Source organism: Mastigocoleus testarum BC008 (assembly GCF_001456025.1).
Taxonomy (GTDB): Bacteria; Cyanobacteriota; Cyanobacteriia; order Cyanobacteriales; family Nostocaceae; genus Mastigocoleus; species Mastigocoleus testarum.
In genome coordinates, this window is sequence record NZ_LMTZ01000105.1 from 91870 (window position 1) to 105842 (window position 13973).

A 13973-nucleotide genomic window follows, 5' to 3' on the forward strand; every position below is an offset into this window, starting at 1 on the left:
TATTTTCAAGCCTTGGGATTACCCACCTCAATTGCTCCCAAAGCTTTTAAAGAGGCAATAGTTGCACTTGTTAAACCTGTAACCCCAGTAACGTTCATACCTTCGTAAGGTCTAAATTCACTTATAGTTTCTAGGCACTCACCTGTCGACATATCCCAAAGCTTAACAGTTTGGTCTTCACTACCACTTGCCAGTATATTACCTTGTGGACTAAAAGCAACTGATCGTATCCAGTGTGTATGTCCTTCTAAAGTTTTGAGACATTGACCAGTGTTGATATCCCATAGTTTTACCGTTTGATCTGTACTACCACTGGCTAAGATATTACCAATTTCCTTCGAGGAAGTTGTGCTAATGGGAATACAAGCAAGTGACAATACCCAACCTGTATGTCCTTTTAAGGTTTTGAGGCATTTGCCAGTTCTGATATTCCATATTTTTATTGTTTTATCCTTACTACCACTAACTAAAATATTACTACTTCCCTCCAGAAAAACAAGTGATAATACCCAGCCTGTATGTTCCTGTAAGGTTGTGCTACACAAATTAGTACTAATATCCCACAAATGAATTTTTTGGTCATCACAGGCGCTAGCTATAATCTTACCTTTAGGACTAAACGCAACAAACCAAACTCCATTGCTGTGTTTTAGAATTTTGAGGCATTTACCATCAGAAATATTCCATAACCTTACTGTTTTATCATCACTCCCACTGGCCAAGATATTACCTTGGGGACTGAAAGTGACAGATTTTACTGAACCGGTATGCCCTTGCAAAGTTTGAAGACATTGACTCGTGCTAGGATTCCATAGCTTCACTGTTCTGTTCGCACACCCCCTAGCCAAGATATTACCTTGAGGGCTGAATGCAACAGTTCGCAACCCATCAGGAAATTTGGGCAAAAAGTTCAGGTGTTCGTTATTGTTAGTTTTGTCTAACTTTGTAGTCTGGCAATTGCTATCGCTACCAATATTACTAATATCTGAGTTTTTCGTTGTAAGCGTTCCTGTATAGTTAAGTTCTTCACGTAAGACAGAGTTGGCGATTGTTTTTACCCAACTGGCGTGTCCTTTAAAAGTTAATAGTTTGTCATCATCTACAAATACTCGCCACAAGGAAACATTACCCAGTGCATCATTTGTAACTAAAATTTTTCCATCTGGACTAAATGCTAATGAATAAATACTACTTAAGGTTTTAGTAAAAATAGACTTTGCTAGATCCGCATAAGCAAAGTTGACTTGGTGTAAGGTACAACCCCATAAATCTGCTTGCCAAACTGTCAAATATGAAAAATCATAGTTGTTTAAATCAATATTTAGATTCCTGAAAATATTGAAAATATTTCCAGCTGTATAGCCTGGTTCTAAGGGAGATTGCTTTTGTAATTTTGCTAGAATCTTTTTTAAGTGAATTTCAAGACTTTTTTTTCTTTTGAAGATAGTCAACAGTCCATCTATAACCGGTTGAAGAATACAGCGTATCTGTTCTTCAATCACAGAATTTTGACTTTGCGCCTTAATCAAGCTGTAACTCCTAAAAAGTTCTATTTTCTGAGTAAAAATCTCTTCACACACTAAGTCTACTAATCGAACAGTTACATGATCCATTATTACAGGGTGTAGTGTGAAGAGTGCTGACTTTTTTTCTAACAGTCCGCGCCTTTGAAGAGATTCCAGAGCTTCTAGCAATTTTTGATGTGGCAATGGTGACAGAATATCTTCTTGCAATTCCAAAATCGAAATTGGTCGACGGTTGACTGCCAACCAGTACACTATCTCTTGTTCACAACTCGATAAGCGCTTAAACTGCGGTTCTAAAAGTTCCCTAATATCACCAAAAACTGTTGTATCTTGTTGTAAGAATTCAGTTACATTACCATTAAAAAGATCAAAAATGGTGGTCGCAACCATTTTTAAAGCTGATGGATTACCTGCGTAACGCTCAACTAGTCTTTCCCATTCCTCTTCGGATCCACAAAGACCTTTATCTTGAAATATTTTTTGCGCTTCCACATGATCGAGACCAGTTAGTTGCAACGAACGAACAGGTAGTGCTTCTCCTTCAAGGGATGCTACTTCTTTGAATTTTTCCCTACTGGTTAGCACCAAGCAGCTTTGATGAAAAACCTCTCCAAGGCGTTGAAATAGCTTACCATAATCCTCATACCCCTTTAGATAGCGTCCAGCATAAGTGTCAGTTTGAAGAAGTGTCTCAGCGTTATCAAATACAATCAAACAGCGGTGCGATCGCAAGTAATCAATCAATCGTGATATTTTGTGACCAGTGGTTTCTCGTAGATCTATTTTAGTCTGCCCCTTATTTGATAAGAATTGAATCAATTTATCCAAGGTTTCTTTGAGTGGTGGGGCATTATGTAGTGAAATCCACTGAACGTACTCAAATTTGTTTTGAATTTGTTTTGCAAGTTTTACAGAAAGAGTTGTTTTACCGATACCTCCCATTCCCAATATTGCTACTATTCGGCAACGCTCATTAAGAAGCCATTGATACAGAGTAGTAAGTTCTTCTCTACGCCCATAAAAAACACTTACATCAACTGCATCTCCCCAATCTTGATACAATGACGTAATGGCCCGTTCAATATTCTCAAAATCTGGTTCTGGCTGTAAATAATCGTTTCTATGAAGTTTTATATTAAAAGCATTGAATACATTAACAAGCGTCTTCTTATCAACTTTTTCTTCACAGGCTAGTATCTTCGCAAGGGTTACAGAAGTTAATCCAGTAAATTCACTTAATTTTTCAAGGGTGTATTTTTCCCCTGAATTTTCCCGGAATTCTAATTCAACTCTTGCATCCTGAAGTTTTTGCCATCCTGAAGGAGTAAGAATTACACCACGGTTGCGTCTTGACTTATGCAAATTCATATGGTTATGTAACGCTTAATATTATTTAAATATAATATTTTTTGGATGTTGATGACTACATATTAACACTCTACAAACAATAGTATTACTATTTGATTCTTATTAAAATAGCCTATACTTGCTCTTGAAACGCAAATTTGCACTTTCTATAAAGAGTTTGCGAAGAATTCCCGACTTTTTTTGCTCATAATATTTCCGATGGTTGTGTTGCAAAAATTAGAGATGGTTATAAAATACTTGATCAATGCTATTTATTATACAATTACACTGACTCGTTGATGGGTTCCAATCATTTAATATTTTGCAAAAATATTTTATGGTGGGGTCGGAAAATTTGTATAAAAAATATTTAGGAATGGTGCAAGAAATATTGCCACCCTAATTATATTAATGCACAAAAAATAAACTTATTTCAAAATATTAACCATTATAATCGTACTTTACAACTTTTAAAATTAAGGAATACTATATCAAAAACACAAAACAACTATCAAAAAAACAAAACAACGCGTGTCAAAACCATATTTTGTATAACTCTTATATAAGTCTCTTTGATACAGACGATTTAGGGTATCACTTATTCAAGACTCGATATAGAGCTAAACAAGTTCTTATTGGTGCACGAAAATTGGTACTCGAGCATAAGTAATTAACCAGACATGATATTAAGCTTTTGCTCTGATTATACTAATAAAACAATATAATATTGTGTCTTAAAGAACATTGCATCTAAGTATCTACTGTTAATTTAAGCCGCACTAGTTTTTAGAACTGCTGCTGTAATTTGGCTATTTTCTTAACAGTTAATTATGAAATACTGCCCTTGTTGCTCTCATCGACTACTACAACATATTCGTAGTAACCAGGTATACTGGTTCTGCCGAAAGTGTTGGCAAGAAATGCCTTTAACGAATCATATTGGCAGGAAACAAGACTGCGTGGTCAAGGCTCAACGTACATACCACAAAAGAAAAAACTTATGAAGATTGTTTTCAAAAGTGAACATAAATAAAATGTATCTAAAATTTTCCAAGACTGAAATTAATTAGTGTGCTTAATCTTATCGATTTCTACCACCCAATTATGACGACTATTGTGTTCCAGGTTAAGAATTTCTTCCAAAGACCAATGGAAATGAAAAGCAATACAAGCTACCTCCTCCTGGAGTTGTTCTGAGGGGTAGCTTACGACTCCCCCGACAATACAAGCTCCTCGCGGAAATTATGACCGCATTGGGGACATCGAACAGGAATTTCTGCGTTACCTTGTTGATTAATGCGATTATAAAACTCTCGTAAATATGCTAAATCGCGAGTAAAAAGGTTTTCTAAGTTTTCTGGAGTAACTGAAGATAATTCACCCAGACTAACAATAACTCGTGACAACATAATCAACACTCCATAAACAGGTTCTTGTCGAATCCGGTGGTCTTTCTGCAGAGACAATTCATCCTTTGCAGTCGCTAAACGCATTACTCCTTGGCGATGAACTTTACCTTCAGCATCTACTAAACCTTTAGGTAAAACAAAGTTGAATGTTGTTTGTAATTCTCCCATAGCACCAATATTAATTAATGGGTTATTTAGCTATTTGGTCAGCCAGTTAGTTAAAATCAAGGACATATTTCATACTAATTATTTTATGCCTCAAGAAAATATTAGGTTAATTCTGTCAAAATAATTATAAGTTTTTGGTAAGTCAGGCAAAATCATCAATTACAAAAATGATACTGTCGTGTCGAGGACTTTAATCAATTACCGATTACCAATTACCGATTACCAATTACCTATCACCAACTTTCTCCTCAAAATTATTTAATAACTTGTCTCGCTCTTGTTGAGCCAAATTATTATTTGGATCAAGATTTAAAGCGAGTTCAAAGTATTTTAATGCTTCTTGATATCTACCTAAACCAGATAGCGTCATTGCTTTCCCTGTCAATACTGCAGAATTATTAGGCTCGATCAGGTTTGCTCGATTATAAGCATCCAATGCTTGCTCGTAGAGATACTTTTTACGATTCGGTTTAAAACTTTGCCATTCTATTATTACCAAACCTTTGTTATACCAAGCTGCAAATGATTTAGGATTAATTTCAGTAGCTTTATTAATAGAATTTAGAGCTGATACGTATTTTCCTAAACGCCAATGTGCGATACCCTTATTGTTCCAAATACTTGAGCGAGTAGAGTAATCATCTTCATCTAGATTTCCTTTGAGGGCTTTTTCATAAGCATCAACTGCTTCTTGATATTTTCCTAAGGAACTAAGTATTCTACCTTGATTAAACCAAGCTTGACTGTACTTAGAATTCAAATTCGTTGCTTTGACAGATGCTTCTTCTGCTTCCTGATATTTTCCTAAATTCCATAAACCAACAGCTTTATTGTTCCAAGCAGGAGCATAATCTTGTTTTAAAGCAATTACACGTTCAGCATCAGCGATTGATTCTTGATATTGTTTCAAATTAGCTAGAGCAACACTATGTTGATTCCAAATATCAGCTAAAGTTAGATCGCCCCACATAGCATCCCCAGCAAGAGCTTCATCAATCTTTTTCAGTGCTAATTCATAATTTTGTAACTTATTTAGGACTTGAGCTTGACGCGCTAAGGCTTGAGAATATTTTGGCTTAACTTGAACCGCCATTTTATAAGAAGCTAATGCTCGGTCGTATTGATGTAATTTTTGTTGTAAATAACCTTTTTCGTACCAGGCGATCGCATCTTTTGGATTAATCTCTAATCCCTGTTTATAACTATTTATAGCTTCTGGTATTTGCCCTAATCTTGTTAAGGCTACAGCTTTATTCTTCCATGCAATTGCTGCTGTCTGTTTTCCCCAATCTCCATTCGTTTGAATTGCAGTATCACAAACTTTAATAGCACGGGAATAAAGTTGGAGGGTTACAAGTATTTCACATTGTCGAGCAAAAGCTAGGGAATAATTAGATTGTATTAGGGTAGCGCGTTCAAATGATTCCAATGCTCCCTGATACTTTGTTAACTTTGTTAATGCTAAACCTATGTTATACCAAGCATTTGCTGGTGTGACATCTCCCCAATTAGCATCAGCTTTCAGGGCTTTTTCACAAGATGAAATCGCACCTTCATTTTTTTCTAAAGCGAATAATGCTTGACATCGCTGTGTTAGTGCAGAGGAATTATTTGGTTGTTTGTGCAAAACTTGATCGTAAGAAATAATTGCTTCTGCATATTTACCCAAATTCATCAGTGCGTTGCTGCGAGCAGTCCAAAGCTCAATATTTTTTTTCTTGGGTTTCAGAGCGATCGCTGTTTCACAAGCAGCTAAAGCTTCTGTATATTTTTGTAGATTGTCTAGCATTCGACATTGCTCTACCCAAAAATCAAATTTTTTGTAGTCAAAGGAAAGTAGTCTATCAGTTTTTGTGACGATCGCAATATCAGGAATATTTTCATTTGCTTTAACGACTCCAGCCAAAGCATGCATCATAAAACTACAAGTTACAGAAGTAAAAATAAACGATCCAAAAATAAATTTCATACTTCAAAATCTTATTTAGTATTTTTAATATCCTCCCAAGTCCCAATTCCTCCCTTGGGGGAGGCTAAGAGGGAGTTCTTTCTCAGGAGAGACTAGGAGGAAGTTCTTTCTCGGTGGAGACTAGGAGGAAGTTTTCTCTCTGTTTTCTTTTCCCGATTCCCCATTCCCAATTTCCTCAAAACTAAATTTTCAGTAATTATAATGATAATTCGTACGTGGAAAAAGCTGGTTTTTGCTGTTCAATAATCTCCCTTACTAAATTTATATCAATGTGGTGAGATTCGGGAACACGTAGATGAATAATAAAATGATAAGGACGTCCACCTCCTAACATGGAATCTTCTCCAATACGGGTTGGTCCTAAAACAAAACCATCGTTGAAAACTTCTCGGATACTGATGTGCTTATCTATTTCTGGTAAATGCTCATCCAATGGTAAACCGGTATAAAGATGCAAATATAAACGTAAACCATGACGGGTACCATGCCAACGATAAAGAGCGATCGCATTCCGAATCAACCTTCGCTGTATGTCTAAACTCCAACGATTATCTATATCCCAAGCTACCCAATGTGCAAGAAAGGGAAGCAATGCTTCAGGAGCAGTTAAAGGGTCAAGATAAGCCCACATAGCATCTATTGTTTGAACAACTGGATCGAAAGCTTGCTCAAAAATACTCAGCAATCGTCCCACAAAATCTATCTCTCGATAGATACTAGGTAAGAAGTCCGAATAAGAAGTATCAGGACGTACGCATAGTTTAAATACTTGACATGCTACCTGTTGAATCTCACCTCTTGTTTGATTAAAAACTGAAATATAAATTTGATAGTCGATTTGTAAACGTTGTTGACTTCGATCTAAAGCCCATTGGTTCTCAAAAAAATCTTCAGGAACCATTAAAGATATAGGTAACTCAAGTCTTTGTTGGGGTGTAATTTCTTGAAAATCCGAATTATTCCAACTACACCAACCAACAGGAAAATCTCCTTTAATTTCTAACTTCCATTGTTGGGAAAGAGATTTTGTATTTTTTAATGAAACCAAAATTTCTCCAGGTTCGCCAGGATAAAGCAATAAATTATCAGGAAGATTGTCCTCGTTCTCACTAGCTTGAAGGGCTAAAGCTGTAGATGCACCTGTTTGGGGAGGTTGCATCGAGGTTATTTGGACTATTAAAGGGGGATGTGGACTTATTTGAGTCATTGGACGCAAAAATTACCAGAGAATAAGTTATGGATAATTGCTAATCGGTAATTAGTAATGAAAAAATGATAATTACAAATTTAGGGTAGTGTTAGACGCAAAAAAAAAATAAATTAAAAAAAAAATAAATTTTTCAAAAAAATGAGTTATTCAAAGCTAACCATTTGCACCTTAATGCACCATGTTGAATATTACAAAAAAATCCTCATCAAATAATAATCCCGTCAGGTTTAATATTATTGGAAAGTGCGTTACGACCCTTTGATTTGTATCGCTAAAACAAATGTATTATCGTGTACCGAACGCGACCTACAGCTGATATATATAAAGATGTTGACTTGAAACTACAACGGAAATCATCTGTGGCTAATCAAAATGAATGATGCATCTTTGAAGAGAACCCCTTTATTTGGGCTAACACAACAACTTAAAGCGCGGTTTACGGGTTTTGGTGGTTGGGAAATGCCGGTACAATTTAGCGGGATAACTAAAGAACATGAAGCTGTCAGAAATTCTGCAGGGATGTTCGATATTTCCCACATGGGTAAATTTATCCTTCAGGGTAAAAATCTTATATCTCAACTCCAACGGTTAGTACCTTCAGATTTGAGTCGTTTGCAACCCGGACAAGCTCAATATAGCGTTTTGTTAAACCCCCAAGCTGGGATTATTGATGACATAATTTTTTATTATCAAGGCAAAGATTCCTCAGAAGTAGAACGGGGAATAATGATTGTTAATGCAGCCACAACGGATAAAGATAAAACTTGGCTATTAGAAAATCTCAACATCAAAGAAATTCAAGCCAATAAAATCGATCCTCAAAAAATTGATGCTCAAAAAATTGAACTTTTAGATTTATCGCCAGATAAAGTTTTACTCGCAGTTCAAGGTCCAAAAGCTACCAATATTCTCCAACAGTTTGTCTCAACAGATTTAACACCTATCAAAGCCTTTGGTCATTTAGAAACGGAAGTACTTGGTAAACCAGGATTTTTAGCCCGTACTGGTTATACGGGTGAAGATGGATTTGAGGTCATGGTAGATCCAGATTTAGGGACAGAATTATGGCAAAAACTACTCGATGCGGGCGTTACACCTTGTGGTTTAGGGGCTAGAGATACTTTGAGACTGGAAGCAGCTATGGCGCTTTACGGACAAGATATTGACGATCTAACCACACCCCTAGAAGCTGGTTTAGGTTGGTTGGTTCACCTCGATACCAAAAATGATTTTATTGGGAGGTCAGTTTTAGAACAACAAAAAGCTAAGGGGTTGGAGCGTAAAATCGTCGGTCTGCAAATGCAAGGGCGTAATATTGCTCGTCATGATTATCCCGTACTATCCGCAGGTGAACTAATTGGTAAGGTGACAAGTGGTACATTATCGCCAACTTTGGGATATCCTGTTGCTCTTGCTTACGTCAGCGCTAACTTAGCTAAGGTAGGGCAAAGCTTAGAAGTACAAATTCGCAACAAAACTTATCCTGCTATCGTAATTAAGCGCCCCTTTTATCGTTCAAAAAGTCGCGTATCGAAATGATTTGAAACCTACATAGGCAGATAAATCAGATACCTGTTATTTTATGTTCTACATTACTCGCTCTTTTTTCCCTTTTCTCTGTCACCTATGACAAAAACTGTTAATTTTTGCTTTTACTGGGTAAGTAATATGGTGATTTTGCTCTGACTTTAAGCAATAATTTGTGTTGGGTTACTTACAAACTCAACCGAGTATAGCAGGTTGCAAGCAAGTGAAATCGGGGAAAAGGTTAAAAAATATGTGAAAGGGTATTCTACTCCTAGCTCCTGTCTTCTAACTTCTCAACTGCTATAAGCCGAACAAAAGATCAAATTTAAACATTATTTTCTGAGTGCGTTTGAGGAACTAAATTTATATGGCTTTTGAATATCCAGACAATTTGAAATATTTAGATTCCCATGAATATGTCAAACTAGAAGGAGAGATTGCCACCATTGGTATTTCTGAATTTGCTGTGGATCAATTGGGTGATATCGTATTTCTCGAGTTACCAGATGTTGGGGATGCTGTAGATAAAGGAGAAAATTTTGGTTCTATTGAATCAGTAAAAGCTGTAGAAGATTTAAAATCCCCCGTCAACGGGACGGTCATCGAACGCAATGATGGAATGATCGAAGCTCCCGAACAAATTGCTGACGATCCTTATGGTGAAGGTTGGTTGTTAAAGGTAAGGGTAAACGAGTTGGAAGATCTTGATGATGTAATGAGTGCACAGGAGTATCAAGCTTTGGTGGAAGGAGAATAATATTATTTAAAATTCATATTATTTGCCAATAAAATATTTTATTTGCCAATAAACTCCGTAGAGACGCAATATATGTCGTAAAGATGTCAGGTTTAATTACCTAAGATATTCCTACGACACAGGCGTCTCTATACAATTAATATAATCCCAGTAAAATTTATTAAAATAAGTAAAAGATGTTTTATTCTCGCCAACAGAAATTTTTAAACTATTTCAAGATAAATAATTGATTGTCCCCTAGATTTCCTTTACTCCTTCCGAAAGGAACCACCTTACAAGTAAGCAGGAACTGCACAAATAAATTATCTCGAACATTGCGATAAGTTTACTTCATAGAATCTGAATCGAGAGTTTGATAGAGTAATAGCTTTAAAGCTTTATAATCTATCAAAAAATGAATCTTCTTATTGAAAATTTCTCTTTAGAAAAAGAATTAATTTTAGATCGGGAATCTAACTCTCCTTTCAAAATTCGGACGACTTCCCTATCTGTAAGCAAACAAGATAAGCAAATCATCGAGTGTCACCTTACCTTCTGGGTAACTCCGCAACTCTACGATCGCATTGATCGGGAAAGTTTATTTAATCTCAAACCAGAAATTCGCAGTCCTTTTTCTGCAGGGAAATTTCAAGACTCAGAATCTCAAGACTCAGAATCTCAAGACTCAACAGATATTCAAATTACAGCAACTCTCGAACCTGCCTTAATTCCTAAATTAGCAGAGAATGGCACGGATGCCGAACAAGTTACATTATATATCGAACGCCTCAACCAACAAGAACCCAAACATCCGATCCTATCTAGTTACAGTTGGTATGCTTTAGAATTTAAGCAACAAAAAGAAAGTGGTGAAACAGGATATCGTACCTTGTGGACTTATCTTAAACCCTTCGAATTAGCGAAGCAAGGTATTAACAGCAAAGACATTGACAGCAAAACCATCAATGAAGCAATGCTTAATTTTGCTGCATCATGGGGGGATATTCCCCAAGTAAATGTTCAAACAGATGGTCAAACAGATGATCAAAGTATAGATCCCAATAACTCTGAAGATTCAGTAGATGTCATTTCTCCAGTGACTGAAGAAATGATTCATACCTTTGAAGAGTTAACCAATAATCTTTCAGAAATGACTGAAGAAATGGTTTCTGAAAGTATTAAGGAAATAAATGATGCTTTTGAAGAAGTGACTGATAGCATTTCAGAAGTATCTCGAAATATCAACTCCTCTGAAACTATTTTTCAAGCAATTATTAATTTTTTCGTAGAGGATAATTGGCAATTTAGCTATCTGAAAGCAGAACCGATCGTTAGGGTGAATTTCCAAGGTAAAAATGGTCAATGGGACTGTTATGCAAAGGTAATAGAAGAAAAACAACAATTTGCGTTTTATTCCATTTGTCCCATCCGAACTCGTCTAAATAAACGTCTACCGGTAACAGAATTCATTACCCGCGCCAATTATGGGATGATTATAGGAAACTTTGAATTTGATTTTACATCAGGAGAAATTCGCTACAAAACCAGCATAGATGTTGAAGGTGACAACCTTAGTTTTGCATTAATTAAACAAGTTGTTTATGCAAATGTCACGGTGATGGATGAATATTTACCAAGTCTCATTGCAGTTATTGAAGGAAAAGCAGGGGTGAGGGAAGCACTTTCGCGAATCGAAGTTTAAGATTTTTTAGCTTAGGTTTTTGTATTCGTCGCTCATGCAAACATCTATAGCGTAATACGGTTACTGTTAAGTATTTTCATAAATTGGGTTAAGCGACAGCGCAACCCAAGAAAACCCGATGATTGTTGAGTTATATTCTACGGACACGCTTTGCTAACCTGCGTCAACCCAACCTACTTCTCATTACCAATTACCCATTACCAATTACCAATTACCAATTACCAATTACCAATTACCAATTACTCATTCCCCATCACTCCCTTCCAAACGCAAAAAATGCACCCTTCCAAATTCATCTCCCGCCGCAATTGTTACTCCATCTGGTGCAAAAGCACAGCTTCTCATACTAATCTCACCAGTAAAAGTATGGAGTTCTTCCCCTGTTTCTAAGTCCCATTGCTTGAGAGTTGCGTCACGCGAAGCAGAAATCGCCCGTTTTCCATCTGCTGCGATCGCTACTGCATTAACCCAGTCACTATGACCAGTAAAAGTATGGAGTTCTTCCCCTGTTTCTAAGTCCCATTGCTTGAGAGTATTGTCACCCGAAGCAGAAATCGCCCGTTTTCCATCTGCTGCGTACGCTACTGCATGAACCCAGTCACTATGACCAGTAAAAGTATGGAGTTCTTCCCCTGTTTCTAAGTCCCATTGCTTGAGAGTATTGTCACCCGAAGCAGAAATCGCCCGTTTTCCATCTGCTGCGTACGCTACTGCATGAACCCAGTCACTATGACCAGTAAAAGTATGGAGTTCTTCCCCTGTTTCTAAGTCCCATTGCTTGAGAGTATTGTCACCCGAAGCAGAAATCGCCCGTTTTCCATCTGCTGCGTACGCTACTGCATAAACCCAGTCACTATGACCTTCAAAAGTACGCTCCTGTTTTCCTGTTTCTAAGTTCCATAGCTTCAGAGTATGGTCACCCGAAGCAGAAATCGCCCGTTTCCCATCTGGTGCGTACGCTACAGCTAAAACCGAGTCACTATGACCTTCAAAAGTACGCTCCTGTTTTCCTGTTTCTAAGTTCCATAGCTTCAGAGTATGGTCACCCGAAGCAGAAATCGCCCGTTTCCCATCTGGTGCGTACGCTACAGCTAAAACCGAGTCACTATGACCTTCAAAAGTAGCTAATAATCCTCCACCAGCAGGAGTTAAGTTTGGAGTCAAAGGTCGCAACCAGGGAGAAGTTTTACTATTTTTTGTTTGTTCTAAGAAAAATTCAATGTCAGGGTTTTCAGAAGACAGCAACCGTCCAAACAATTGTCCTGGTAACTGAGTTTTATTTTGATCTTTAGCTAAAACATTCACCGAAAGTATAGCAACCGCCAGGTTAGCTAGGACGCTAAAGTCAAGACATGCTCCATGGCTTCTCGCAGTGTTCCAAAATTCTCGAGTTGTTTGCGAATTCGACTTTTTAGCCATGACCAGCATTTTTCAATCCGGTTTAAATCTGGTGAATAAGGTGGTAAGTAGCACACCTCGCAGCCTGCGGCTTGAACCAGTTCTTCAATGCGTCCACCTTTATGAAAGGTGGCATTGTCAATCACCAGTTTTTGTCCTGGTTTCAGGGTGGGAATCAAGCAGGTTTCTAACCAAGTTTCAAATACCTGACGGTTGCAAGCTCCTTCAATAGTGAAGGGTGCTAACAGCTGTTGACCACAAAGTGCGGCAATCATATTGACTCTACCTGTTCTGCGACCAGACTTTAGGTCATAAAATCGCTCTCCTCGAGGATTGTAGCCATAACCATAGTCATCTCGATAATCCATACCTGACTCATCAGCATAAACAATCTCCTCCTTCTTGAAGGTGCCTAGCTGTTCGACAAAGGCTTTGCGTTTAGCTTCATCTCTTTCACGGTAGCCGTAGGTCTTTTTTTTCGCGTAAATCCAATCTTCTTCAAAGCGCGTGATATTGTGCGATCGCTAATGTCACCTTCCCACAATTCAGCCATCTCCACCTGAGTTTTATCGCCATGAGTTTCCACAAAAGCTCGAAATTTCTCCCAGTCGGTGATTTTATGACCATTCCCTCGATTTTTTCTGACTTTGGCTTTAAAATCACCCGTTTCTCTACGACGTTGGAACCATGTATTGATGGTATTACGACTGATGTTGAAGAATTCACTGGCTTCACAGCGCTTCATTCCATTAAGTTCAATTGCCTCAATCACTTTTCGTCGCAGATCATAACTGTAAGACCTTGCCATTGGAATTGTCCAGACTAATCACTTCTCGATCTATCTTACCTTACGTCCTAACTAAGCTGGCGATTGCTATAAGAAGTACTCTGTTTGCTATAGTGCTGGGCGCAAGTAAAAATCTAAAATATGAACTGTACTCAAACACAAGCTTGTGTTTGATGGGATATTAGTACAAATTG

General features: G+C 37.4%; 10 protein-coding genes. 3 read left to right on the forward strand and 7 right to left on the reverse strand.

All coding sequences use genetic code 11. From position 1 onward, the window contains the following. Positions 1–5 precede the first annotated feature (5 nt). From BC008_RS25060 to BC008_RS25075, 5 genes are all read right to left on the reverse strand, one after another. Positions 6–2894 carry an NB-ARC domain-containing protein gene (locus tag BC008_RS25060; protein ID WP_027844034.1) on the reverse strand — a complete coding sequence of 963 codons (2889 nt, stop codon included), beginning with the start codon at positions 2892–2894 and terminating at the stop codon, positions 6–8. Positions 2895–3935: 1041 nt separating this feature from the next. Then, entirely contained in the window at positions 3936–4097 is a 162-nt protein-coding gene (locus tag BC008_RS52500; protein WP_321170090.1) for a DUF6760 family protein, read from the reverse strand. Next, positions 4079–4450, reverse strand: coding sequence for an RING finger protein (locus tag BC008_RS25065; RefSeq protein ID WP_058183988.1), 372 nt, complete (start codon positions 4448–4450; stop codon positions 4079–4081). The genes BC008_RS52500 and BC008_RS25065 overlap by 19 nt, the downstream gene beginning before the upstream one ends. Positions 4451–4676: 226 nt before the next feature. Continuing rightward, positions 4677–6419 carry a tetratricopeptide repeat protein gene (locus BC008_RS25070; protein WP_058183989.1) on the reverse strand — a complete coding sequence of 581 codons (1743 nt, stop codon included), beginning with the start codon at positions 6417–6419 and terminating at the stop codon, positions 4677–4679. Between the two features lie 196 nt (positions 6420–6615). Continuing rightward, positions 6616–7578, reverse strand: coding sequence for a phage tail protein (locus BC008_RS25075; protein ID WP_235595934.1), 963 nt, complete (start codon positions 7576–7578; stop codon positions 6616–6618). Between the two features lie 423 nt (positions 7579–8001). Here BC008_RS25075 and gcvT point away from each other — a divergent pair, with 423 nt between their 5' ends. The 3 genes from gcvT to BC008_RS45800 all read left to right on the forward strand — a co-directional run bounded on the left by gcvT (position 8002) and on the right by BC008_RS45800 (position 11594). Beyond that, positions 8002–9168, forward strand: a complete 1167-nt coding sequence (gcvT, locus tag BC008_RS25080; protein WP_036265926.1) for a glycine cleavage system aminomethyltransferase GcvT — start codon at positions 8002–8004, stop codon at positions 9166–9168. A gap of 355 nt (positions 9169–9523) precedes the next feature. Next, complete coding sequence (gcvH, locus tag BC008_RS25085) at positions 9524–9913, forward strand: glycine cleavage system protein GcvH (protein WP_027844037.1); 390 nt, start codon at positions 9524–9526, stop codon at positions 9911–9913. Between the two features lie 394 nt (positions 9914–10307). Continuing rightward, on the forward strand, positions 10308–11594 hold the full coding sequence (locus BC008_RS45800; RefSeq protein WP_027844038.1) for a YbjN domain-containing protein: 1287 nt from the start codon (positions 10308–10310) through the stop codon (positions 11592–11594). A gap of 243 nt (positions 11595–11837) precedes the next feature. Here BC008_RS45800 and BC008_RS25095 read toward each other — a convergent pair whose 3' ends face one another. Next, positions 11838–13013: a WD40 repeat domain-containing protein gene (locus tag BC008_RS25095; protein WP_201026177.1), complete on the reverse strand. Its 1176-nt coding sequence runs from the start codon at positions 13011–13013 to the stop codon at positions 11838–11840. After that, positions 12926–13800 (reverse strand): IS630 family transposase gene (locus tag BC008_RS25100; protein WP_153009662.1). Its coding sequence is split into 2 segments (ribosomal slippage): positions 12926–13468 and positions 13471–13800, totalling 873 coding nucleotides; the frame shifts between segments, so codons are not numbered across the junction. Before BC008_RS25100 ends, BC008_RS25095 begins: the two co-directional genes overlap by 88 nt. Positions 13801–13973: the final 173 nt, after the last annotated feature.